The sequence below is a fragment of the Flavobacterium glaciei genome (genome assembly GCF_003350545.1).
Classification (GTDB): domain Bacteria; phylum Bacteroidota; class Bacteroidia; order Flavobacteriales; family Flavobacteriaceae; genus Flavobacterium; species Flavobacterium glaciei.
The window spans coordinates 130,240-155,522 of record NZ_QQBA01000003.1 but is presented as its reverse complement, the minus strand read 5'-3'; the positions used below and the strand labels follow the sequence as shown (position 1 = coordinate 155,522).

The following is a 25,283-nucleotide window of genomic DNA, read 5'->3' as shown; positions in this document are numbered from 1 at the left end:
TTTAAAGTTCAATTTTACGAATTATTCATTTTTTAGGCTACAAATTTACTACATCGATTTCTTTTCCGATATAAATAAGTGCTTTTTTTATCACTTTATATCCCATTAACTCAATTGCTTTTTGGTAATTTTCCAATTGTTGTTGGTATTTTACATTATGCGTACCTGTTTTATAATCTAATAATAAAACTTCATTGTTATTTGTCAAAACCATACGATCCGGCTTTATAATGCTGCCCTCTTTTTGAATGATAGTTTGCTCATTCAAAACTTCATTCCCATCTGCAAAACAAATTTCTAATTCACTGTGGTTAACAATTTCCTTAATCGTATTAAAAACAGTTTCTCTTTGACCAAAATTAATCAAACCGTTTTCGATTGCCTTTGTAATTGCTAAATCAACATCATTTTTAGTTTTCACAAAAGACAAAACTTCATGTATTACATTTCCATATTCAATAGCTTCTTGTTGTTGAGTTCCCCACATTAATGATTCTCGCTGTGCAATTTTTATATTTTTTGGATTTAGAATTTCTGCAACAAAAGGGATTTTTTTTGAAGTATCAACATGTTGTTTTACTGAAGAAAGTTTCGCTGTATTTCCAAATTCATATTCCAATTTATTTTCATCGAATCCACTTTTGTGTTCCAAATAATTAATAAAAAATGAACACATATTATTCTTCGGAAATTCCCCTTTACTGGATAAATTCATGTCTGAAATCACATATAACTGCTCCTCCGCTCGGGTTAAAGCAACGTATAAAACATTGATATTGTCCAATAATTCTTCCTGCTTTTTTTGATTGTAAACCACGGCAGCTTCATCTCCAAACCCTTCTACCGCACTGCTGTTATCAATCAACACTTTTGGCAAACCAAAATCTTGTTCTGAAGCATTAATCCATAATTTATCTTTTGGTTTTCTGGAATAATCTTCTTCTGCAAAAGGAAAAATAACAACTGGAAATTCCAATCCTTTCGATTTGTGTATCGTCATAATTCGTACAGCATTAGTTCCCTCTGGCGATGGAATACTGAATTTCTCTGCATTTTTATCCCAGAAATTTAAGAAGTCTGAAATTCCTGCTTGATTACGAATGTCGCGCTCCAGAACAATGTCTAAGAAGTATTGAACGTAGGCATTCCCCTCCCCGGCCCTCCCCGAAGGGGAGGGAGACGAAACCGATAAGTTGGAGTATTGAATTTCTTCTTGTTGAATTAATTCTTCTTTTATTCGTTTTAAAACCTCTGAAATACTCTTTACTACTTGCTCATTGGTAAATCGAATGACTTTATAGCCTAATTTATTTAAAGTAATTGTTCTATAATTATCCAACTGAACTTGTTCTTCAGTAAAATGATACTCTCCATCCACTTCAACAACTAGTTTTTTGGACAAGCAAACAAAATCAACAATAAAATCATCTATCAAATGTTGTTGCCTAAATTTATAATCTTCCAGTGATTTAGAATTAAGCTCCATCCAAAGAACTTTCTCAGCATGCGTGGGCTGCTTTCGCATTTCTTTTGCTTTTTCTATCAAAAGATGAGAATAATTACCACCCGTCATATATCCTAATTTATCCACACTACTAACTATTCCGTCACCCTTTCCTTTGGAGAGTCCCGACGCTTCGGGAGGGGAGAGGAATTTACTTATTATAGTTTCTACAGCTTCATACAATGATTTTTTTCGAATGTTTTGAAACGAAAGAGAAACATTAAAACTGAGTAACCACGTTTCAAATTCAGATTCTTTATGCAATGCCATTCCTTGAGCAATAAAATCATGAATCGGCAATATGTCTTTACTGATTTGCGCTAAATATTGAAGAAAATTGGCTTTCGATTCTAAATCAGAGCTGTTTTTTAAGTATTTCAATACATGAATAATAAATCGAACTTCGGTGGCATTTTGAATCATCAAAGTTTCCGATGACAAAAGTGGAATTCCTTGCTCGGTTAGAAAATTCGCAATCGCAATTCCCTGGCTTCGTTTTCTGGTCAGAATCACAATGTCTTTGTATTGAAACCCTTCTTTTAAAGTTTTTTGAATCGTATTTAAAGTGGCTAAAACATACAAATCCGTTTTATCTAAAGTCTCTTCTCCCGAAGCGTCGGGATCTTCCGAAGTTTCTACTTTTGGAATGAAAGAAATATTAACATAACCTCCTTTTTTATTATTCGTTTTTTGATAGCTGTGGTTTTCATACAAATCTTTATAATCTGGATGCTCAAATTCATTTGAAATTAATTTAAAAAAATCATTATTAAATTCAATTATCTGAGAATAAGAACGATAATTTTTGTCTAAATGTTCCAATCTTTTATCGGGATTGCTAAACGGATTTTGGTCTTTACTTAATTCAATAAATTGTTCCGCTTTTCCGCCACGCCATCTGTAAATAGATTGTTTTGGGTCGCCCACAATCATCAAAGTTCCTTTTACTCCAAAATCATCCTGACCGGAAAGCGCATTATCAATCAGCGGAATCAGGTTCTGCCATTGCATTTCAGAAGTATCCTGAAATTCATCAATAAAAAAATGACGGTAGCGCTCGCCTAATCGTTCATATATAAAAGGTGCTGGCTGATTTTGGATTTCCCGGTGTATAATGGCATTAAATTCCGATATAGAAAGTACATTTTGTTCTTCCTGAATTTTGGCTAATTCATTACTAACCGTATTCAGCAATGACAAAGGGGTAATGTTTTTTAGGAACGCTTTGTAAAAATTTATCTTTTCGAAAGCAGTGTACACTTTAGTCAGAATTTGCAAAAATTCAGGGATCAAATTCTCAATAATCGCTCGATCTTTTGCCGTTTTATTGATTGCAATATCATCAAACTCATGAAACATTTTATTCTTAGGATTGAATTTTCCTTGCTGAATGCTATTAATATGATTTGGAAAAGTGCCTCTGGAAAAAGATTTTACATCAATTCCATTTTTATCTATTAAGGTCAATGCTTCTTCTGCAAAAACAATTGTTTGCTTTTCTAAGTCTTTGCAGGCTTCAGAAAGTTTGGTTTTGATTTCGACAAACTCAGCGATAGATTTATCTTGAAAATGCGTGATTTCGTTTCTATTATTTTCGTTGAGAACCAAACGGCCTGTTTCAAGAATTTCACGTGAAATATCCCAAGATTTATCATCATCGGTTTTTTCCATTGTGAAATCAATGAGGAGCTTAGTTAATGTTTGATCTTCTCCTGCTTGAGCAATGATAGCATCGACGGCTTCTATCAATAAATTTTCAGTATCTAAAGTGACTTCAAAAGTCATAGGTAAATTTAAATCGTGTGCAAAAGCTCGAATCACTTTATGCGTAAATTTATCAATGGTCGAAATATCAAAAGCAGCATAATTGTGAATAATGTGCTTGATGATTTGTTTCGACTTAGTTTTTATTTCAATGATAGAAAGTCCTATTGGCTCTTCACTCCATTCTTCAGGATTATTTTCTTTTCGTTTGCCGTTCACTAAATCCTGCATTAAATCCTGAGCTTTCTCGCTAGGCTCATCTTTCGCAAATTCAGAAAGACTTCCTACAATTCGAGATTTCATTTCGTGGACCGCTTTATTGGTAAACGTAATAGCTAGAATGTTGCGATAGGCATCATTTTTCTTAGCAACAAGAATAATTTTTAAATATTCTTTTACTAACGCATAGGTTTTTCCAGAGCCGGCTGATGCGTCGTATATGGAGAAGGAAGGTTTCCCCTTCCCTCCCGAAGGGAAGGGAGCCGAAACTGGATTTATTTTAGGTTCCAAATTGATGTTGTTTAATAAATTACGATTTCTAAATTAGAATTAGCGCCCTAATATCCCAAATCCCTAGCCCTGATAGAAGTGGAAATCCTTTTATAAAGCTGGTAGCCTTTTGAAGGCTTCCAGCTTTATAAAAGATTGCAACGGATAGCAGGAAATAGCTCCTAAAAATACGTGTATTAATAGGTTACTTTTTAAAATTTGTGCCGAAACTTCGGGATAAAACTTAAAAGTAGTATTTTTGCAGCATGGAAACAAATAGACAGAAAAAAATAGGTGGGGTAATCCAAAAAGATTTGGTTGACATTCTGCAAGGTGAAGTGAGAAAAAACGGAGTGGCGAACTTAGTCATTTCGGTATCCAAAGTTACGGTTACGACAGATTTATCAGTTGCAACGGTACATTTAAGTGTATTCCCTCAGGATAAAGCAAATGAGATTTTAGAGGCGGTGAAGTCCAATGCTAAAAACATAAAACATGATTTATCTCAACGTGTTCGTTTGCAATTAAGAAAAGTACCAAATTTGGTTTTCTTTATAGACGACTCTTTAGATTACATTGAAAAAATTGACAATGCTTTAGCAAATAGAGATAATCCTATTGAAAACAGAGATCTTTTAGACAAACGCAGATTTCAATAAAATTTGAATTTCCCCCTTTACATAGCCAAACGCTACATTCTTAGCAACAGTAAAAATAATGCTATAAACATCATCAATCGTATTGCCAGCTTGGGAATTATCGTTGGTGCCATGGCTTTGTTTGTAGTTTTATCTGTTTTTAGCGGATTAAAAGTTTTCAGTCTTTCGTTTACAAATGACATTGATCCAGATTTAAAAATAAGCAGCACTCTGGGAAAATCTTTTTTAATTTCTCCAAATCAGGAAAGCCAAATCAAGAAAATTGACGGATTAGTTTCGTATTCTAAAATTATTGAGGAACGTGTTTTATTTACTTTTGACGGTAAACAAGAAGTTACGTACTTAAAAGGTGTTGATGCGAACTTTAGTAAAGTAAATGCCATAGAAAAAAAACTTTTCAACGGGCAGTGGCTTAAAGCGGATACGTATCAAGTGGTTGTGGGTTATGGAATTTCTCAAAAATTCTCCATGGGATTGCTTGATTTTAATAATCAATTAGAGGTTTTAGCACCAAAACCAGGAAAAGGCGCTATCGAAAATCCAGAAGAAGCTTTTAACAAAACGGATCTAATTCCTGTTGGGATTTATGCCATAAGCGAAGATTTAGATTCAAAATATGTTTTTGCTGATTTAGGATTAGCACAGGAATTACTAGAATACAAACCCAATCAGGTTTCCGGGATTGAGATCAAGACGAATGCAGATGCTGACGAAAGTGCCATTACAGAGCAACTTCAAACCATTTTCGACAATAAAATCACCGTAAAAAACAGGGCACAACTCAACGAATCGCTTTATAAAATGTTGAATACAGAGAATATTGCGGTATATTTAATATTTACTTTAGTGATTGTTGTGGCGCTTTTTAACTTGATTGGTGCATTGATCATGATGATTTTAGACAAAAAAGGAAACCTAAAAACCCTTTTTAATCTGGGAACTGAAATCAAGGATTTACGAAAAATATTTATGCTCCAAGGCACTTTACTGAGTGTTTTAGGTGGAATTATAGGACTAACTTTAGGAATAATAATCGTACTGATACAAGAGTATTTTCAACTGATTATGATAACTCCTACACTAGCGTATCCCGTAATTTTCTCTCTCGAAAATGCACTTATTGTTATGGGGACTATTGTTACGCTTGGCTTTATTGCTTCACTGATTGCTAGTAGTAGGGTTAGTAAGAAGTTGTTGGAGTAATTTTTTACCGCTAATTCGCAATTTTTTTTAAAATATATATTAAAATTTACAGTTGGTTTTGAACTATAACGAACTATAAATTCGCAAATTTGCGGTAAAAGAGGATTAATATTTAATGACTACACTACTTCGTATCCTGCATAAGCTTCTTCGATTTCATCTAAAGCAGCAAATAATTCTTCTGGACGATCGAGAGTTACTAATTTTTGTTTGTGGGTTTTAAAAGAATGGATTCCTTTGAAATAATTGGTGTAATGCGGACGTGTTTCCACAATTCCTAATCGTTCGCCTTTCCAGTCCATGGCCCAAGTCAAGTGATTTCTGACAGCTTCCACTCTGTCTATAACCGTTGGTTTTGCTAAATGTTCTCCCGTTTTAAAGTAATGTTTGATTTCGTCAAAAATCCACGGATAACCAATGGCAGCACGACCAATCATGATTCCATCGATACCATATTCATTTTTATACTGTAATGCTTTTTCCGGCGAATCGATATCCCCATTTCCAAAAATTGGCATCGTAATTCTAGGATTGTTTTTCACGCGGGCAATGTGTGACCAATCGGAGTGGCCTTTGTACATTTGGGCACGCGTTCTAGCGTGTATGCTCAATGCAGCAACACCAATATCTTGCAAACGTTCAGCAACCTCATCAATATTGATAGAATTATCATCCCAACCCAAACGCGTTTTCACCGTTACTGGTAAATGGGTGCTATCAATAACGGCTTTGGTCAACCGAATCATCAAGTCAACATCTTTTAAAACACCAGCACCAGCGCCTTTGCAAACGACTTTTTTAACAGGACAACCAAAATTGATATCAATTAAATCCGGATTTACCGTAGAAACAATTTTAGAAGAAAGTGCCATTGCTTCTTCATCTCCACCAAAAATCTGGATCCCAACAGGGCGCTCATAATCAAAAATATCTAATTTCATTCGGCTTTTGATAGCGTCACGAATTAAACCTTCTGATGAGATAAATTCAGAGTACATCATATCAGCACCATGCATTTTGCACAATCTACGAAACGGCGGATCGCTTACATCTTCCATAGGAGCAAGAAGTAAGGGAAAATCCGGTAAAACAATATGGTCGCCTATTTTAATCAAGGTGTTTTATTTTTTTTGCAAAAATACGGAAATGTTAGCAAGTCTAAAACATTTTCTTTTCGGTTAAATACTTCCAATAGCGCTTTGGAACGTGTTGTACGTGAAGCTTAGTGTTTTTGCGTTCTTTTATATTGGTATGGTCAAAATATTCCCACCAAAGTTTTTGGTAATTGATTTCAGTATCCGAGAATATTTGGTTGTTATTATCGTGTAATGATTTAATATCAAGGTCCATCATCACAATTTGGACATCATTTAAATCGTAATACACCCCATATTTACGGCGCAAATCATAAATAATCCATTTTTGATCTTGGTATCGGTTTTTAAAATGCCTTATGATTAAAGTTAACACATCAAAATCAGGATCAATTTTAGCAAAATAAATGCCATCTTTCAATTCTTCGAACCTAATAAAAGCTTCCATTCGATGTTTCTCCCGACCCACATTTTTAGTAAGTTGCGAAATTTGGAGCACACTATCATTCGAAAAATTCTTCATGATGTTAATAGTAGGGTTTTGAACCGCGTAATTAATTACATCGAAAATAACATCTTCAACACCCGTTTTTTCAGATAAAAAAGCCCAAATAATGCACCGAACGCCATCACTACCCAGTTGTGCTTGTAGTTTTTTCATCACCCGATCTGATTTGGATACATCGGTAATAATTTCAATCTTTTCGGCAAATAAATGCTGTTGCTGATCGTCTTTTTTTATGATTTTGGGGTTTAGATATTTGAATTCATAAATTTCGAAAACCGCAGTCAACAAACCCTCAAAAGTATTATCGTAAGAAAGTTGCGTCATTGAGTAGTGATAATTGATTATCAAATGGCTTTTCGAACTTAGATTTCATATCCCCAAGGATTATTTCTTTTAAATTCAGGGCGTTCAAGAATTTTAAATGAGTATTCTCGTTGCTTACGGATATAAAATATTTAGCTCTATTTACCGATACGCCAATTTTTTTAAGGTGTTCCATTGTCAAGTTTTGGAAACGTCTGGCATATACAATTTTATGTGCCGATTTTACGCCAATTCCTGGTACACGCAAAATCATTTCAAGCGGCGCATGCTGAATTATTACTGGAAATTGGGTAATGTTTCGCAACGCCCAACCCATTTTTGGATCGACTTCTAAATCAAGAAACGGATTGTTTTTTTCGAGAATTTCATTGGCTTTAAAACCGTAAAAACGCATGAGCCAATCGGCTTGATAGAGTCTGTTTTCGCGAACCAACGGCACTTGTGCGCCAATTGCCGGCAAACGAGCATCATTAGAAACGGGAACATAACCCGAATAATACACGCGCTTAAGATTAAAATTATTGTAAAAATGATCTGCCACCTGAATGATTTGAAAATCATTTTCCTGTGTTGCGCCAACTATTACTTGAGTGCTTTGACCGGCCGGAGCAAACTTAGGAGTGCTTTTGAATTTTTTCTTTTCTTCTTTGTATTGAATCAGCTCATTTTTTACGAAACGCATCGGCTTGATCATATCCTGATGGTTTTTATCTGGCGCCAATAATTTTAGTCCAGATTCCGTTGGAATTTCGAGATTCATACTCAATCTATCCGCGTACAAACCTGCCTCGCGCATCAACTCGTCACTAGCGCCTGGAATACTTTTTAAGTGAATGTACCCGTTAAAATTATGTTCTAAACGTAATTTTTTGGCCACCCTAACCAAGCGTTCCATGGTATAATCGGCATTTTTAAAAATTCCAGAACTTAAAAACAAGCCTTCGATATAATTTCTTCGATAAAAATTAATAGTCAAATCAACCACCTCATCAACCGTAAATGCAGCACGCTGAATGTCATTACTGCTTCGGGTAACGCAATACGCACAATCATAAATACAAAAATTTGTAAGTAGAATTTTAAGCAAAGAAACACACCTGCCGTCCTCTGCATACGTATGGCATATTCCTGTTGAGGAGGAATCACCCAGACCTTTGCCGGTGTTTTTTCTGTTGCCGCCACTCGAGGAGCAAGACACGTCATATTTAGCCGCATCTGCAAGAATTTCTAGTTTATCTTTAAGTTTATCGAAGTTCAAATTTGCTGTTTTTTTCTAGAATAAGAAGTACAAAGTTAGCTATAATTAAAATTCTTACTGTTTTATTTTGAGTTAATTAACACTTTAAAAAAAGTAATAACAAGTGCAACAAGACATTACAAATAGTACTATTTTTACAAAAAAACGCCGATGCTTTTTACCTTTGGATTTTACAGTTCCGTTTTACTTATTTCGTTTACGCAAGGAATTGTTTACAGCGTTTTGTTACTTGCAAAAGCTATCAAAACCGACAATAAATCGAATTATTGGTTGAGTTTTTTCATTTTTCTGTGTAGCCTCTATATTGCACCGTGGATGCTTGGTTTTGCAGGCTGGTATGACAATCAACCCTATCGCGATATTTTATTTTACACACCTTTTCAACACCTTTTATGGATAGGTCCTATCATCTTTTTTTACACCCAGAGTTTACTTAATCCCTCATTTAAATTTTCGAAAAAAGAAGCATTACATATTCTGCCAGGATTGCTGTATCTTATTTACATTATTGCTATTTGGATTTACGACAAATTCATTTTTGGCGATTACTATTTCTATGAAAACGGAATGGACAAAGACTTTGAGGAATGGTATCAAAAACTAGGTTTACTCTCGATGATTATATACTTTATTTTGAGCATCCGGTACTACAATGTATACAAAAGACTCATGTTTCAGGTGGTGAGTTATGCCGATTCGGTTTTGTTTAAATGGATTCAAACGTATTTGATTGCTTTTTTAGTGATGTTGCTTTTACCACTTGTTTTTGATGGTGTTGAATACTTTTTACCAGAAATGAAGTCGTACCAAGGCAGTTGGTGGTTTTATCTTTCTTTCTCGATTGTGATGTACTACATTGCCATTACGGGATATTCAAATCCTACAAATGCTACGATACCGTTTAAGATGTCATTTTTTGACAAAAGTCCTATTCTTTTATTGGACAACAGCAGTACAGGTGATTTGGAGACTAGCATTGACATTCAATACAAGACGGTAGAAGAGACTGTTTCGCCCGAAACGGAACATTGGAAATATAAAATAGAAACCTTAATTCAAGCTGAAAAACTCTATCAAAATCCCGAATTAACACTTACCGATTTGGCAAAAAAATTAGAAACCAACGCTTCTGTTATTTCTAAAACGATCAATCAAGGTTTTCAAATGAACTTTAATGATTACATCAATAATTTCAGAATTGAAGCGGTTAAAATCAGTTTATCAAATGGCGAACACAAGAAATCTACTTTGCTAGGAATTGCTTTTGATTGCGGCTTTAATTCGAAAGCTACATTTAATAGAGCTTTCAAGAAAAATACTGGTAAAACTCCGAAAGAATACACCAACGAATAAGGTTTTCAGCGAACAAAAAAGCAACTACTTATTCGGCATCAAAGCGTTCAATAGTGTTTTTTATAAACTGTTTTTCGTAGTGTCGGTTGCGTCTGTTCTTTTTTTCTGTGGCTCTCTTCGCGAGACGTTTATCAGAAACTATTTCATTCAATCGGTTTAAATCATCAAGCTGACTGATGTCATTTAGGGAATTCCTTTTCATATTTCGATATCATTAAAATTTCAAGAATTTATTGTTTGCTTTTGTTTTCCAAAATGTAACTGATTTTGAGTATAAAAGTACATAGTCTGCAAAAATGTTTCCCTACAACAAGCGTTAAATTTGGATCTGCTTTCTACCTATGATGTGCATTTATCAACTGTAATTCAAAATCAGGAATAAGAACAAAGTTTTTTGAATTAAAAACTGTCGAAAATAACATTACCAGCATTTACAATGCTTGACAGCAGAATGAAACTAGTCTCAAATCATAATTTGAAGCGATTGGTGCTGATTTATGGCGCAACTTTGCCCTGTTATTAATCACTAAAAAACTAATTATGACAAAATTAATCTTAGCAATAACGTTGCTCTTCGCTTCAACTTTTGCACACGCACAACTACAAGGGTCAGGCAAAACAATCACTAAAAATTACAACTACAAAAATTTCGACAAACTTTCTTTGGAAGATTTAGACGGAATTATTGAAGTTGAGATTGGAAAACCTTGGAGCATTGCTATAACTATTGATGACAATTTGGAACCGCTCTTGACTTTTTCAGAAAACGTTTCAGATAAAGAACTAAAAATTCAATTTAAAGGAAACCAGAACAATAAAATGTATGTTGAAGATACCAATTTAAAAATAAAAATCACGATGCCAGAGGCAAGTGTCATCAAAAACGTTGGCAACAGTAATTTAACCGTTAAAAATGTTTTGGGTCGTTATTTTAGATTAGAAAACACCGGAAATGGCGAGAGTAAAATTAGCGGAACGATTGACGATTTGAATATTGTTAAAACTGGAAATGGCGATGTAAACGCTGAGAATCTAGTTGCTAAAAAAGCCGATTTAAAAAGCACTGGAAACGGAAATCTAACTACCAATGTGACTGAAAAACTTACTGCAAAATTAACTGGAAACGGTGATGTTATAAACAAAGGAAAAGCCCAATTTGATAGTAATTCGAAAAAATCAGGTAATGGCGATTTGATTGTTAATTAATGAAAAGTTCAATGGCAATGACAATGGCAATGGCAATTTCAAAATTCAATATCAATATCAATAAAAAAATAAAAAATATAACACTATGAAACTACTTACCAAAATCACTAAACCTGTTTTGTTACCACATTGGTCACAAGATCTATTTATTGCTATTCCACGAATTGTTTGTGGGTACTTGCTGGCTTTTAACTTTGGAGCCGATAAATTTGGAATGCCTTGGTCACCTGTTGATGCTAATTTAGGATTGTTTGAAGTCGCTTTTTGGTTTCCAGGTGACGTGGCAAATTATGGTGGGATTTTTGCCATAGCTCCAGCTTTTTTTGCTTGGATGGGCGCTTTTGCAGAAGCTGTTGGAGGATTGCTACTGTTATTTGGATTTCAAACCCGTGTTGCTTCTTTCTTAGTAATTTGCACCATGCTGGTTGCCATATTTATGCAACAAATACAAAATGGATTGTGGAATTGCCTTGCCGCCATGGGATTCCTCTGGGTAGCAATATTCTTTTTAATACTAGGTTCAGGCCGATTTGGAATTGATTATTTACTAACTAAAAACAAAGCCTAATTATGAAAACTAAAACTATATTTCTAGCACTTGTACTTCCTTTATTTTTAACAAATTGCGTTCAAAAAACCTATAAAAGAACAGTTATTTTTACTTTGGATGCATCCGAAATGAAAAATATAAAAAAAGTAGCCATACGTGGAAAAGACAAACCATTATCTTGGGGTGAAGCAACCGAAATGAGATTGAATGTTACCAATAACACCTATGAGATAGCAACCACATTTGTTACCGGTTATAAATTTACAGAAGTAAAATTTGTGGTTAATGACAGTTTAGAATTTGAAAATGAAGACAACCGTAGAGTCCTTTTCTCTGAGAAAGACACTACGTATTACAAAGCGAAATTCAATAAAAGATGAGTCATTTCCTATTTAAGTTTAAGGAACTGCCCAAAAACTATCTTGTAAAACACTGTTTTCATAAAAGAAATTAGCTTTTCTGTTGCCAGTAAAGTCGAGGTATAAAAATTCAAGTTCATAGACGGCACAAGCAACAACCGTGAAATTTTCTTGAAAAAGATCGCTTTCAATATCTGTGGGCTTTAGGGTCGAAAAACGTTCTTCATATCCCAATGTCGGGTGGTCTGATTTTGAATTGGGTGGTTCCATTGTCATATAACCCAATCGGGCTTGCGGACTGGTTGCCTTCCAACGATCATTTTTTAAGGCATCGTTGGTATGCAAAGTGGCATGCGCTTTCACTACAATTTGAACCCGTTGGCGCGCATCGTAAAACAAGAGTGAAATGCGATTGTCTTTTTGTAAATCATAACATTTTCGAGAGCGATTGTCTGTGTGGAAGTATATGGTTTTGTTTACCTCATCAACTTTTCTGTTTACTACAATTCGTAGTGCGGCAGTGTTGTTGTCATTTGTGGTACCAACGCACATAGTTCGGAAACCGTTTTTTTTCTTGACTGAACCGTTGACTAATTTTTTCCAAGCTAGTTTTTCTAGCTCTTGTAAATTGTACGGAGTGTCGTTTATGGCAATAGAATCTTGTGCTGAAGTTGGCATAAATAGTTGGTGTAAAAGTTCAAATGTAACTGCAAGATGCTCTTGTAAATACGAGCAAAAATACAACAAGAAAGACACTGAAAGAGAATTGCTAAAAAATTAAATTTCAATTGCAGTAACATTAGGCATTGTTCAATCTCACATAAAAAACTTTTAGCCTATATTTGCAAATTAATTGACTCTTAGTGGGGTTTTGCGTGAGGGATAGCAGCGGCATCCTTTTGTGAAGTCCCGATAGCAATCGGGACTTCACAAAAGTTATAGCGTATAGCCCGACGGCTTTTTCTGCCGGCACGCCCACAAGTTGACAAGCAAATTTATTGATATTTATTGAAAATGAAACATATAAGGAATTTTTGCATTATTGCACATATTGATCACGGGAAAAGCACGCTTGCTGACCGTTTGCTAGGTGCTACACAAACTGTAACTGCTCGTGAAGAGAAGGCGCAATTGCTTGATAACATGGACTTGGAGCGTGAACGTGGGATTACAATTAAAAGTCACGCCATTCAGATGGAGTACACTTACAAGGGTGAGGAATATATCTTGAACTTGATTGACACTCCGGGTCACGTTGATTTTTCGTATGAAGTTTCTCGATCTATTGCGGCTTGCGAAGGGGCACTTTTGATTGTGGATGCAGCGCAGAGTATTCAGGCACAAACGATTTCAAATTTATATCTGGCTTTAGAAAACGATTTGGAAATTATTCCGGTTTTGAACAAAGTAGATTTGCCAAGCGCCAACCCTGAAGAGGTGAGCGATGATATTATTGACTTGTTGGGTTGCGACCTAGAGGATATTATTCACGCCTCTGGGAAAACTGGTTTTGGTGTAGAAAATATATTAGCGGCTATTATTGAAAAAATTCCTGCTCCAAAAGGAAATGTTGACGAGCCTTTGCAAGCTTTGATTTTTGACTCTCACTACAACCCGTTTAGAGGTATTGAAGTTATTTTCCGTGTGAAAAACGGGCAGATTAAAAAAGGGCAAAAGATTAAATTCATGGCTACTGGCAATGAATATTTTGCTGATGAAATAGGTACTTTGAAACTCAATCAAGTGCCAAAACAAGTGATTTCAGCAGGTGATGTTGGTTACTTAATTTCTGGAATTAAAGAGGCGAAAGAAGTAAAAGTAGGTGATACACTTACGGATGCAAAAACGCCAACAACGAATATGATTACAGGTTTTGAGGATGTAAAACCAATGGTTTTTGCCGGTATTTATCCTGTTGATACAGAGGATTACGAAGATTTGCGTGCCTCAATGGAAAAACTACAATTGAACGATGCTTCGTTGGTATTTTTGCCTGAGAGTTCAGCGGCTTTAGGTTTTGGTTTCCGATGCGGATTCTTAGGAATGTTGCACATGGAAATTATTCAAGAACGATTGGAGCGCGAGTTTGACATGACCGTAATCACGACGGTACCTAACGTTTCGTATTTGGCGTATACCAAAAAAGATCCGGAGACACCGTTTATCATTAACAACCCATCTGATTTACCAGAACCTTCACGTTTAGACCGTGTAGAGGAGCCTTTTATCAAGGCAACGATCATCACTAAAGCTGATTTTGTGGGGAACGTAATGAGTTTGTGTATTGAAAAACGTGGTATAATCACCAATCAAACTTACTTGACAACAGAGCGTGTTGAATTGAATTTTGACATGCCACTTGCCGAGATTGTATTTGACTTTTACGACCGATTGAAAACGGTTTCTAAAGGGTATGCCTCATTTGACTACTCTCCAATAGGAATGCGTACTTCGAAATTAGTTAGACTTGATGTATTATTGAACTCGCAATCTGTAGATGCATTGTCTGCGTTGATTCACGAAAGTAATGCTTACAACATCGGTAAAAAAATGTGTGAGAAATTGCGTGAATTGATTCCGAGACAGCAGTTTGATATTCCTATTCAAGCGGCCATTGGTGCCAAAATTATTGCGCGTGAAACAATCAAAGCATTGCGTAAAGACGTTACAGCAAAATGTTACGGAGGAGATATTTCTCGTAAACGTAAATTATTAGAAAAACAGAAAAAAGGTAAAAAGAGAATGCGTTTGGTAGGTAATGTTGAAATACCGCAAGAAGCGTTTATGGCGGTTCTTAAACTGAATGATTAAAAAGTATTAAGACAAAAGTATTAAGTATTAAGAATGAACCCAATAACTTTCGTTATTGGGTTTTTTTGTTAGATTTCTTTAAGTAATCGCATCACATCTTCTACTTTAAAAAGTTGAGTTCCTTCGTTCATAGTTGCTGCAGAACCACATGCGACTCCCATTTGTATCACCTCTTTTAAAGTTTTGTTTTGAGACAATGCCCACACCATGCCACCTACCATACTGTCGCCAGCTCCTACAGTGCTTTTCTTTTCTACTTTTGGTGCTTTAACAAAATGAGTTTCGTCATGAGAGACTAAAATGGCTCCATCAGCTCCCAGTGAAACTACTACGATTTCAGCACTTTTATTTTCTATTAATTGTTTGGCTGCTTTTTCAACTTCGGGCAGTTCTAATCGTTCGACACCAATTAATTTTGCTAATTCGCCAATGTTGGGTTTAATTAAATAGACTCCCGCTTCTAAAACTTTTTTCAGTGGTTCACCAGATGTATCAACCACGACTTTGATGTTAGAAGCTTTAGCTATTTGGGCTATTTGTTGGTAAAAATCAGTTGCTAATCCTTCATTTAAGCTTCCGCTTATTACCAAGTAATCCGTTTGCAACGTGTTTACTTTTTGCAAAATTTCATCTCGTTCTGCTGGAGATAACTCATTTCCGGGAAACCCAAAACGGTATTGCGATTGTGTTTCGGAATCAAAAGCAATAAAATTTTCTCGTGTCCAGCTTTTCGTTCTTATCAATTCAGATTGTAAACCTTCTTTAGTAATTAATTCCTCGAGCAACTCGCCGGAAGAACCACCAACAGTGAAAATACATTTGGATACACCTCCAAGTTTTGCAATAGCTTTTGACACATTTATACCGCCACCGCCTGCGTCATAGCGCGGTTTTCCGCATCTAATTTTTTGCTCAGCGATAAGTCCTGCAAAATGTGTTGATTTATCTAAGGAAGGATTTATAGTTAGTGTTGTGATTGTTTTCATAAAATATATTTTACAATTGCTAAGATGCGAAAAAATCTGTGGTAATCTGTACAACCTGTTGCAAATTATCTAAAGATGGATTTAAGGTTAGCGTTGTGATTGCTTTCATAAAAGATAATTCACAATCATAAAAATGCGAAAAAATCTGTGGTAATCTGTGTAATCTGTGGCAAATTATCTAAAGATGGACTTATGGTTAGCGTTGTGATTGCTTTCATAAAAGATAATTTACAATCATAAAAATGCGAAAAAATCTGTGGTAATCTGTGTAATCTGTGGCAAATTATCTAAAGATGGATTTATGGTTAGCGTTGTGATTGCTTTCATAAAAGATAATTTACAATCATAAAGATGCGAAAAAATCTGTGGTAATCTGTGTAATCTGTGGCAAATTATCTAAAGATGGATTTATGGTTAGCGTTGTGATTGCTTTCATAAAAGATATTTTACAATCATAAAGATGCGAAAAAATCTGTGCTAATCTGTGTAACCTGTTGCAAATTATCTAAAGATAGATTTATGGTTAGCGTTGTGATTGCTTTCATAAAAGATAATTTACAATCATAAAAATGCGAAAAAATCTGTGCAATCTACGTAATCTGTGGCAAATTATCTAAAGATGAATTTATGGTTAGCGTTGTGATTGCTTTCATAAAAGATAATTTACAATCAAAAAAAATGCAAAAAAATCTGTGGTAATCTGTGTAATCTGTGGCAAAAAAACTTTGTACCTTTGCCACATGATAGAAGATAAAACCCCACAACGTACAAGTATTGCTCAACTAGGAGAATTTGGATTGATAGACCATTTGACAAAAAACTTTGAAATCAATCAGCCTTCTACTTTAAAAGGAATCGGAGATGATGCTGCGGTTTTGGATTTCAAAGATAAAAAAGTAGTTATTTCTACTGACTTGTTGATTGAAGGTGTACATTTTGATTTGGCATACATGCCTTTGAAACATCTAGGATATAAAGCGGTAGTTGTTAACATATCGGATATTTGCGCGATGAATGCTAAAGCAACTCAAATAACCGTTTCTGTTGCAGTTTCTAATCGTTTTCCGTTAGAAGCTTTAGATGAATTATTTGCGGGGATTACTCATGCTGCCCGTGAGTACAATGTAGATGTTATAGGTGGAGACACCACTTCGTCCCAAAAAGGATTAATCATTAGCATTACAGCTATTGGCGAAGCAGATGAAAATGAAATCGCATATCGAAATGGCGCTAAACAAACTGATTTATTAGTGGTTACAGGAGATATTGGCGCTGCCTACATGGGATTGCAAGTTTTAGAAAGAGAAAAGCAAGTTTTTCAAGTAAATCCAAATTCACAACCAGATTTAGACGCGTATACATATTTGATAGAACGTCAATTGAAGCCAGAAGCCCGAAAAGACGTGCGCACTTTACTGCACGCTTTAGAAATAAAACCAACTTCTATGATTGATATTTCGGATGGATTGTCATCAGAAATTATGCATTTGTGCAAGCAGTCTAAAGTGGGTTGTAATCTTTATGAAGACAAATTACCTATAGACCCAACATTTATTAATGTTTGTGAGGAATTTAATATTGATAGCACCACTGTTGCCATCAACGGAGGCGAAGATTACGAATTACTATTTACCATTGCCATGGATGACTTTGAAAAAATAAAAGGAAATCCAAATTTTACCATCATAGGCCATATGACTCAAGAAAGCGAAGGCATACATTTAGTTACTCGAGCGAATACCAAAATCCCTTTAAAAGCACGTGGTTGGGATGCTTTGACTTAATAAATCCGTTAAACAATACAAAAAAACGACACTTAATGGTGTCGTTTTTGTTTATTATGATTTAGAAAAGCAGCCCTTTGTTTTTGGCTTCTCGAACCAAGTCGATGTCGCTACCTTCCTCTACTTTCAAAAGCTCTTTTAAACTAATTTTTCTTCTTTCAATAGCGCCCAAAGAAATTGGAATGTATTGTGGCATATCTTTAATTTTAGTTCCTTTGGATATATGAAACAAAATTTGATTGTCGATTTGGTCAATTTCTATAGTATCTTCCTCGGACAAACTCAACATTTTTAAAACAGATTCACTATAATAGATCTCATCTTTTATAACTAAATCAAATGCATAAAGTAATTCATCAAAAGTTAAATCATTTTTTATGACCAACCCACTAGGATTTATAGTTTTGATAATGGTTTTTATCTTTAATAATTCTGTGTACATGGTAAGCAAAATAATTTTGCAGTTTGGCATGTATTCAGAAATTAATTTAGCCAAATCTTCTCCATTATATATGCCTTTTTCTTCGTATGGCGGCATGCTTATGTCTAAAAAAGCTATGTCAAAAGGCTTAGTATCGGGGTCTGTAATAGTCCTGTAGGCTGATTCACAATCTTTGGCTTGACTAATCAAGAACTCAAATTCTTCAGGATTATATCTCGTAATCGCATTTTTGTAACCTTCAATAATAAAAGGATGGTCATCAACGATTAGTATATTGTTTTTAATTAATGTTTTTACATTTGAGGCAATTGTCATTTCTATGTAAGTATTTGTTTTGTTTCAAGTGGAACAGAAATTGTAATCACTGTTCCTTCTCCTATTTTTGATTTTATATCAACAACTCCGTTGCATTCTAAGGTTCGTAACTGTATGTTTTGCAAACCGATTCCTTTTTTTGATTTATTTGTATCAAATCCATTACCATCATCACTTATGATTAACAATAAATCTTCTTCCTTTTTCTTGAGTTCAATTTTAATAATTTTTGCATTAGCATACTTATTAATATTTTGAAGCGATTCTTGAACAATACGATATAAATTAATTTTAACGGAATTACTTACTAATTCCCATTTTATACCAGAATCAATAACTGAAACTAATTTTGATTTATATGTCTTTTTTTGTTCTTCTAATAAATTATCTACTATGGCGACGAAGTTATTAATTAATTCTGATTTTTCTCTATTCAAATCATGCGAAATTTCACGAATATCTTGTTCTATATTTTTTAATTCATTTAAGTAATTAGTTCTTTTTTCAATAGTAGTCCCATCATGCATTTTATTCAAACTATCTAAATTCATTCGAATTCCAAACATCCTACCTAAAACGCCATCATGTAATTCCTGAGCCACTCTTTTTTTCTCTTTGACCCTATTTGTCTCAATAGTGTTCTGTTGCGAAATCATCAAATTATAAATCTCCTCATTTACCTTTTGTTGTTCTTGTTTGAAAAGAAGCTCTCTATTTTTTGCTTTTTGTGTTTTAATGACAAAAATAAATAACCCAAGAATTGCTAATCCACTAAAAATATAAACTAAGTTCCTGTTCTTTTGGACTAGGTCAGTATTTTCACTCTTGATCTCCTCTGTTTCGAATTCTATTCGGGTAAATTTATTACCCATTTTACGTTCTGATTTTTGGAGTTTCTCGCTGACTTGAATATATTCATTTGCATAAATCGCTGCATTTTGTGGTTCAATAACCGATAGTTGCTTTAAGGAATTTAAAACGTTTCGGAAATCGTCTGTCTTTTGAGACAATTCGAGTGTTTGTTTTGCATATTTACTTGCTTGTAAAGTATCTTTCTTTGACATAAAGTACTCCGATAAATTTATTTTACTTGCAATTATGCCCGCAGTAAGTTGTAAACTATCTCTGATTTTTAATGATTGGAAAAACAAGTCTGGCATCCCCTCCTTTTCATTAAGCTTAAATTTAGCATAAGCTAAATTATTTAACAATATAGCGTAAACATATGGCTTATCTCTCGATATATTTTTTTGGTCTAAACCTTTTTCAAAATATGTTTTAGCCAGTTTGTAATCTTGGGTCTTAAGATAAATATACCCAATATTATTATAAGAGGTAGCTTCTGGTTGAAAAACAGACGGAATCATTTGATCAATACTGGCTATAGCTTTATTGTGATACAACAAAGCATTATTATAATCTTCTAACTCATTATAAATTAATCCTAATAAATTATAAGCATCGTATAATACATCGCTTTGGTTAGTGTCTTTTATAATTTTTAAAGCTTTTGAAGAAGCTTTTTCAGCCCCTAATAAGTCACTCTGATTAAATTGTATATTGGCTTTTTTTATAATTGTTTTTGCTACATTATAATTATCATTCAACTCAACATAGATTTTTTCTGCTTTATTATAATACAAAAAAGAACTATCGGGAATCCCCTGGGAATCATAATAATCTCCTAAATAATTATTCCCTTTTGCCATACTTAAGGCATCTTGCTTGATTGCAGATTTTTCAAGAACCAATCGTACTGTTTTTTTATACTCGTCCCAATTTTCTAAGTTGTAATATCGGTTAGCAATCTTAAAGAGATTTACACGATGTAAAGAATCATTTTCTTGAGGGCTGATAATTTTAAAAGCCTTTTGTGTGTATTTTTCACGTTGTTCAGATGGCAAATCAAAATCGTTTGCTAACAACAAATATCCGGAAAGGCTATCTTTTGAATCTATGGTTACTTCAGATTGAGTATTTTTCTGATTACACCCATAAAATAAAAAAATAAAAAAAAATATTAGGTACGATGGATGTTTCAATAGTAAATATGTTTTACCATCAAAAATAACAAAATAAAATTAGTAACAAAAAAAAAGGCTGTCAAATAATTTTGACAGCCTTTACTATATTTTTGAAAAGTGATTAATCTACTTTCTTGTTTCCTCCAGTAGCACCATTCCCAACAATATTTAAATTTGTATTTTCTATTTTGAAAACTTCTGATTTACTATCATTTGTTGTTGAAGTAACTTTTTCAGTTGAAGTAAAAGAGGTTAATACCATTACTAAAGAGAATAATCCGATTGTTAAGATTGCTTTTTTCATAATTTGGGTTTTTTATGTTGTTGTTTGTTTTATCTTGTTTTGGAATCGCATTTGTTTGTGATTCTTTTGTAAAACTACAGAGACAATTTTAAAAATTCCAACAAAAAAAGGCCTTTATGGTAGAATGCATCCGTTTGAGAGTGAATGAGTGTCAAATTTAAGTGAATGGCTATTTTTTAAATTTCTAAATAATTCCCATTGGAAAAATCAGATATAATAAGGTCTATATTAACCTTATATGATTTGGAAAAAGGAAGTTTCACGGGGCTATTTTTAATATAACATACTGAGTTTCCACTGTGAATCCTAGATATATAATTTCTGTTTACTATATAACTGTTGTGAATTCTGATAAATGGATATGTCAATGCCCCTTCAAAATGTTTTAATGTTTTGAAAGCCGTAATCATTTCTCCATTATTTAAATGAATATCTGTAGAATTATTATCGGCGTGTAGATAACAGATGTCTTTTGCATCAATATAACGGTAATCACCGTATGACTTAATACACAAAGTCAATGATTGGCTCTGATATACCGTTTCAGGCTGCGGAAGGAACGTTGGTTTTTCATCAAAAGTTACAGGTTCATTTGAATCGATTTCAATTTCAACTTTTGACTTATTTAACTTTAAAATTAATTTTACTAAATCGATTCTTAGTATTGGCTTAATTAAATAATCGAAAACCTCATGTTTTATCGCATCAAAAGCTAAATCTCTATTATTAGTTGTAACAATAATTTTAGGGACAACTTTTAAATACCTGTGCAATTCATTTATAAGTGACAATGACAAATTACTGGTTTTATCCGCAGGGTCGATTTCAAGAAAAACCAATTGTGGCGTATGTTCTAATATGAGATTTAAACCCTCTTCGTAATTATTTGCCGATGCTACAAAATCGAGTTCTGAAAAACTATTAGCCATGGCTTTTGTTTTCAAAACATTTTCTTGATCGTCGTCAATAATAATGTAAGAATAATTCATCAATGGTTTTTCCTGGAATTGTTAGGCATCACATTATACGTCCAAAGTAAAATATACTTTAAATTATTAAGCAGCAATGGTAGTTTTGGGAAACTAGTTAGACAGAAAATTTCTATTTAACATTCTAAAAATAAGCATTTAACCATTTTTCCTTATAAGTTGTTAATATGTTTTTAACAAATGTTGACACATTAAGATGAAGTGCAAATATATCCGACGAAGTGCATTGTTTTGTTTTTATACCCGTTATAAAATTAGACTATCAAATAAATCATCACTAAAAAACACCTTGTTATAATTCAAAAAAAATAATCGAAAAGGGATTTCTTATTGTATTGATTATGTAATGAGAACCTTCATCAAATTCTATTCATATTTTAATGAATTAACAAATAAAAAGAGAATACTAGAATACTTTTATTACAAATTTATCTTACTTTTATACAAAAAAACAACCTATGAAAAAATTATTCGTGTTATTATGCCTATCCCTTTTTGCAGTTGGTTACGGCCAAGATGACAAACAAACTGATTATCCAAAAAATGAAATGAAAATAAATGCCTTATTTTTAGTGGCAGGAGCTTTAGAGGTAAGCTATGAAAGAATTCTTAATGAAGAATCCGCCTTTGGTGCTTCTTTGTTGTTAGCAATAGATGACGATATTGATACAAAACTAATGTTTACCCCTTACTATCGCTATTATTTTGGTAAAAAGCCTGCAGCAGGTTTTTTTGCGGAAGGTTTTGGTATGCTTAACAACTACGAAAGTTACAAATACAACACCATTGGAAACGAATCAAGAACAACTAATCGCACTGATTTTGCTTTAGGTTTTGGTCTCGGTGCCAAATGGATTACCAAAAAAGGATTTATCTTTGAAATAAATGGTGGTGTGGGACGTAATCTTTTTAATAGTACAGATACGGATTACGAAATCATAGGCCGAGGCGGCATAACCTTTGGTTACCGATTTAATTAAAATAAGAAAAGCTTCTCAAATGAGAAGCTTTTTTAATATAAGTCAAAAATTATTACATTTTCATCAACCAGTTTTTCATCGAAACTTCATTTTCGATAATAGATTTCAAATCAGCAATCGCCACTCGATCTTGTTTCATTGTATCTCTATGACGAATAGTCACAGTTTGATCTTCAACAGTTTGATGATCCACAGTAATACAAAAAGGTGTTCCTAAAGCATCTTGTCTTCTATAACGTCTTCCCACCGCATCTTTTTCATCATACGAAACATTGAAATCCCAACGCAAATCGTCAATTATTTTGTGTGCAATTTCTGGTAGTCCGTCTTTCTTTACCAAAGGTAAGATAGCTGCTTTTGTTGGAGCCAGAACCGAAGGTAATTTCAGTACTGTTCTTGTAGAACCATCTTCTAACGTTTCTTCTTTTAATGAAGTTGCAAATACTGCCAAGAACATTCTATCTAATCCTACTGAAGTTTCCACCACATAGGGAACATAATTCTGGTTCAATTCAGCATCAAAATACTGTAATTTTCTACCAGAAAATTGTTCGTGTGCTTTCAAATCAAAATCAGTTCTGGAGTGAATTCCTTCTAATTCTTTGAACCCGAAAGGGAAATTAAATTCAATATCCGCAGCCGCATTCGCATAATGTGCTAACTTTTCGTGATCGTGGAAACGATAATTTTCTCTTCCTAAACCAAGAGATAAATGCCATTTTAAACGAGCTTCTTTCCAGAATTCGTAATGCTTCATTTCTTCGCCTGGACGTACAAAAAATTGCATTTCCATTTGTTCAAACTCACGCATACGGAAAATAAACTGTCTTGCAACGATTTCATTTCTAAAAGCTTTTCCAGTTTGCGCAATTCCAAAAGGAACTTTCATTCGCCCTGACTTTTGCACATTCAGAAAATTCACAAAAATACCTTGCGCCGTTTCTGGTCTCAAATATAAATCCATAGCTGAATCAGCTGAAGCACCTAATTTTGTTCCAAACATCAAGTTGAATTGACGCACTTCGGTCCAGTTTCTTGAACCTGATTCCGGGCAAGCAATTTCTAATTCTTCGATTAAAGCTTTTACATCATCCAGGTCTTCGTTCCCTAAAGAACGCGCCATTCTTTCCAGAATTTCTCTTTCTTTAGCTTTGTACTCCATCACACGAGCATTTGTCGTAACAAATTCTTGCTCATTGAAAGCATCACCAAAACGAGCTCTGGCTTTTTCGATTTCTTTGATTGCTTTTTGATTTAGCTTTTCGGCATAATCTTCAATCAAAACATCGGCTCTATATCTTCTTTTTGAATCTTTGTTGTCAATCAATGGATCGTTAAAAGCGTCAACATGGCCAGATGCTTTCCAAGTGGTTGGGTGCATCAATATTGCCGCGTCAAGACCTACAATGTTATCGTTCATTTGAACCATTGCTTTCCACCAATATTCGCGTATGTTCTTTTTTAATTCTACTCCGTTTTGTGCATAATCATAGACCGCACTTAAACCATCGTAAATTTCGCTTGACGGAAAAATAAATCCGTATTCTTTTGCGTGCGAAACTACATTCTTAAATAAATCTTCTTGTTTTGCCATAATGGTGCAAAAATATAAAAAGTGAACTTAAAAAAAAGAAATTTGTTAAAGATTGAAGCATTGATTTGTCTATTTTTATAAATAAATCCCTGATTACATGTTTGAAAGCATAATTAATCTCTTTTTTCCAAAAGTCTGTTCCGGTTGCAGCGCATTTTTATTATCTAATGAAAATGTAATTTGTACAGTTTGTAGACACGATATCCCGTTGACGAATCATCACTTGAATCCAGAAAATGATGCGTTCAAAAAGTTTTATGGACGAATCCCTGTGATACACACTTCGGCATTACTTTATTTTCATAAAAAAGGAATTGTACAAGAGCTTATACATAATTTAAAATACAAAGGACATGAGGAAATAGGTGCAATTCTTGGCGAATGGTATGCCGAAGATTTAAAAACTATTGAATTATTAGAATCTGTTGATGAAATTATTCCGGTTCCATTGCATCGAAGAAAATTAAAAGAAAGAGGTTACAATCAAGTCACCGCTTTTGGAAAAGCACTTTCATCAAGTTTAAATATCGATTACAATGATACTATTTTGGTTCGAAATGTGTACTCAAAAACGCAATCCAAGAAAAATTTATTAGGCAGAACAGAAGGAATCGAAAGTACTTTTGATGTTTCCTTTACTGAAAAAGACCACAACAAACATTTTCTTTTAATAGATGATGTTATCACAACAGGATCAACACTGGAAGCTTGTTCCAGAGCATTACTGAAAATTCCTGGCGCAAAAATCAGCATTGTTTGTATGGCAATGGCGCAATCATAATT

22 protein-coding genes are annotated in these 25,283 nt (G+C 34.0%); 10 read left to right on the top strand and 12 right to left on the bottom strand.

Annotated elements, in window-relative coordinates; translation table 11 throughout:
- Nucleotides 1-37: 37 nt before the first annotated feature.
- Entirely contained in the window at nucleotides 38-3,778 is a 3,741-nt protein-coding gene (locus tag DFR66_RS04160) for a UvrD-helicase domain-containing protein (protein ID WP_114753590.1), read from the bottom strand.
- Between the two features lie 245 nt (nucleotides 3,779-4,023).
- On the opposite strand from DFR66_RS04160, the gene rbfA reads away from it, so the two are divergent.
- Nucleotides 4,024-4,416 carry a 30S ribosome-binding factor RbfA gene (gene rbfA, locus DFR66_RS04155; RefSeq protein WP_114753589.1) on the top strand — a complete coding sequence of 131 codons (393 nt, stop codon included), beginning with the start codon at nucleotides 4,024-4,026 and terminating at the stop codon, nucleotides 4,414-4,416.
- Nucleotides 4,417-4,419: 3 nt separating this feature from the next.
- Nucleotides 4,420-5,619 carry an ABC transporter permease gene (locus DFR66_RS04150; RefSeq protein ID WP_114753588.1) on the top strand — a complete coding sequence of 400 codons (1,200 nt, stop codon included), beginning with the start codon at nucleotides 4,420-4,422 and terminating at the stop codon, nucleotides 5,617-5,619.
- A 119-nt stretch (nucleotides 5,620-5,738) separates the two neighbouring features.
- Here DFR66_RS04150 and dusB read toward each other — a convergent pair whose 3' ends face one another.
- The 3 genes from dusB to DFR66_RS04135 are packed head-to-tail and all read right to left on the bottom strand — an operon-like array spanning nucleotide 5,739 to nucleotide 8,803.
- A complete protein-coding gene (gene dusB, locus DFR66_RS04145) occupies nucleotides 5,739-6,734 on the bottom strand; it encodes a tRNA dihydrouridine synthase DusB (RefSeq protein WP_114753587.1) in 996 nt (331 codons plus the stop codon).
- Between the two features lie 43 nt (nucleotides 6,735-6,777).
- Complete coding sequence (locus tag DFR66_RS04140) at nucleotides 6,778-7,545, bottom strand: TIGR03915 family putative DNA repair protein (RefSeq protein ID WP_114753586.1); 768 nt, start codon at nucleotides 7,543-7,545, stop codon at nucleotides 6,778-6,780.
- Complete coding sequence (locus tag DFR66_RS04135; RefSeq protein WP_114753585.1) at nucleotides 7,523-8,803, bottom strand: putative DNA modification/repair radical SAM protein; 1,281 nt, start codon at nucleotides 8,801-8,803, stop codon at nucleotides 7,523-7,525. Before DFR66_RS04135 ends, DFR66_RS04140 begins: the two co-directional genes overlap by 23 nt.
- A gap of 150 nt (nucleotides 8,804-8,953) precedes the next feature.
- On the opposite strand from DFR66_RS04135, the gene DFR66_RS04130 reads away from it, so the two are divergent.
- Nucleotides 8,954-10,156: a helix-turn-helix domain-containing protein gene (locus tag DFR66_RS04130; protein WP_114753584.1), complete on the top strand. Its 1,203-nt coding sequence runs from the start codon at nucleotides 8,954-8,956 to the stop codon at nucleotides 10,154-10,156.
- A 28-nt stretch (nucleotides 10,157-10,184) separates the two neighbouring features.
- On the opposite strand, the gene DFR66_RS13840 is transcribed toward DFR66_RS04130, so the two are convergent.
- Nucleotides 10,185-10,358 (bottom strand): hypothetical protein, encoded by a 174-nt coding sequence (locus DFR66_RS13840; RefSeq protein ID WP_167400483.1) that lies wholly within the window; start codon nucleotides 10,356-10,358, stop codon nucleotides 10,185-10,187.
- A gap of 338 nt (nucleotides 10,359-10,696) precedes the next feature.
- On the opposite strand from DFR66_RS13840, the gene DFR66_RS04125 reads away from it, so the two are divergent.
- From DFR66_RS04125 to DFR66_RS04115, 3 genes are all read left to right on the top strand, one after another.
- Nucleotides 10,697-11,362, top strand: a complete 666-nt coding sequence (locus tag DFR66_RS04125) for a GIN domain-containing protein (protein ID WP_114753583.1) — start codon at nucleotides 10,697-10,699, stop codon at nucleotides 11,360-11,362.
- Between the two features lie 85 nt (nucleotides 11,363-11,447).
- Nucleotides 11,448-11,930 carry a DoxX family protein gene (locus DFR66_RS04120; protein ID WP_114753582.1) on the top strand — a complete coding sequence of 161 codons (483 nt, stop codon included), beginning with the start codon at nucleotides 11,448-11,450 and terminating at the stop codon, nucleotides 11,928-11,930.
- A 2-nt stretch (nucleotides 11,931-11,932) separates the two neighbouring features.
- Complete coding sequence (locus DFR66_RS04115) at nucleotides 11,933-12,292, top strand: hypothetical protein (protein ID WP_114753581.1); 360 nt, start codon at nucleotides 11,933-11,935, stop codon at nucleotides 12,290-12,292.
- Nucleotides 12,293-12,310: 18 nt separating this feature from the next.
- On the opposite strand, the gene DFR66_RS04110 is transcribed toward DFR66_RS04115, so the two are convergent.
- Nucleotides 12,311-12,949 carry a pyridoxamine 5'-phosphate oxidase family protein gene (locus tag DFR66_RS04110; protein WP_114753580.1) on the bottom strand — a complete coding sequence of 213 codons (639 nt, stop codon included), beginning with the start codon at nucleotides 12,947-12,949 and terminating at the stop codon, nucleotides 12,311-12,313.
- A 336-nt stretch (nucleotides 12,950-13,285) separates the two neighbouring features.
- Here DFR66_RS04110 and lepA point away from each other — a divergent pair, with 336 nt between their 5' ends.
- Nucleotides 13,286-15,082 carry a translation elongation factor 4 gene (lepA, locus tag DFR66_RS04105; protein ID WP_114753579.1) on the top strand — a complete coding sequence of 599 codons (1,797 nt, stop codon included), beginning with the start codon at nucleotides 13,286-13,288 and terminating at the stop codon, nucleotides 15,080-15,082.
- A gap of 68 nt (nucleotides 15,083-15,150) precedes the next feature.
- Here lepA and DFR66_RS04100 read toward each other — a convergent pair whose 3' ends face one another.
- Entirely contained in the window at nucleotides 15,151-16,068 is a 918-nt protein-coding gene (locus DFR66_RS04100) for a 1-phosphofructokinase family hexose kinase (protein ID WP_114753578.1), read from the bottom strand.
- 740 nt (nucleotides 16,069-16,808) lie between these two features.
- On the opposite strand from DFR66_RS04100, the gene thiL reads away from it, so the two are divergent.
- A complete protein-coding gene (thiL, locus tag DFR66_RS04095; RefSeq protein WP_114753577.1) occupies nucleotides 16,809-17,852 on the top strand; it encodes a thiamine-phosphate kinase in 1,044 nt (347 codons plus the stop codon).
- 61 nt (nucleotides 17,853-17,913) lie between these two features.
- On the opposite strand, the gene DFR66_RS04090 is transcribed toward thiL, so the two are convergent.
- The 4 genes from DFR66_RS04090 to DFR66_RS04075 form a co-directional block, all read right to left on the bottom strand.
- Nucleotides 17,914-18,609: a response regulator gene (locus DFR66_RS04090; protein ID WP_114753576.1), complete on the bottom strand. Its 696-nt coding sequence runs from the start codon at nucleotides 18,607-18,609 to the stop codon at nucleotides 17,914-17,916.
- A gap of 2 nt (nucleotides 18,610-18,611) precedes the next feature.
- Nucleotides 18,612-20,513 carry a tetratricopeptide repeat-containing sensor histidine kinase gene (locus DFR66_RS04085; RefSeq protein WP_242008626.1) on the bottom strand — a complete coding sequence of 634 codons (1,902 nt, stop codon included), beginning with the start codon at nucleotides 20,511-20,513 and terminating at the stop codon, nucleotides 18,612-18,614.
- Between the two features lie 241 nt (nucleotides 20,514-20,754).
- Nucleotides 20,755-20,937, bottom strand: a complete 183-nt coding sequence (locus DFR66_RS04080; RefSeq protein ID WP_114753574.1) for a hypothetical protein — start codon at nucleotides 20,935-20,937, stop codon at nucleotides 20,755-20,757.
- A 176-nt stretch (nucleotides 20,938-21,113) separates the two neighbouring features.
- Complete coding sequence (locus DFR66_RS04075; RefSeq protein ID WP_114753573.1) at nucleotides 21,114-21,926, bottom strand: LytR/AlgR family response regulator transcription factor; 813 nt, start codon at nucleotides 21,924-21,926, stop codon at nucleotides 21,114-21,116.
- Between the two features lie 458 nt (nucleotides 21,927-22,384).
- On the opposite strand from DFR66_RS04075, the gene DFR66_RS04070 reads away from it, so the two are divergent.
- A complete protein-coding gene (locus DFR66_RS04070; protein WP_114753572.1) occupies nucleotides 22,385-22,906 on the top strand; it encodes a DUF3575 domain-containing protein in 522 nt (173 codons plus the stop codon).
- 52 nt (nucleotides 22,907-22,958) lie between these two features.
- Here DFR66_RS04070 and DFR66_RS04065 read toward each other — a convergent pair whose 3' ends face one another.
- The gene (locus DFR66_RS04065) at nucleotides 22,959-24,500 is read right to left on the bottom strand and encodes a glycine--tRNA ligase (protein WP_114753571.1); all 1,542 of its coding nucleotides are present in this window, start codon (nucleotides 24,498-24,500) and stop codon (nucleotides 22,959-22,961) included.
- Nucleotides 24,501-24,597: 97 nt separating this feature from the next.
- On the opposite strand from DFR66_RS04065, the gene DFR66_RS04060 reads away from it, so the two are divergent.
- Entirely contained in the window at nucleotides 24,598-25,281 is a 684-nt protein-coding gene (locus DFR66_RS04060; protein WP_114753570.1) for a ComF family protein, read from the top strand.
- Nucleotides 25,282-25,283: the final 2 nt, after the last annotated feature.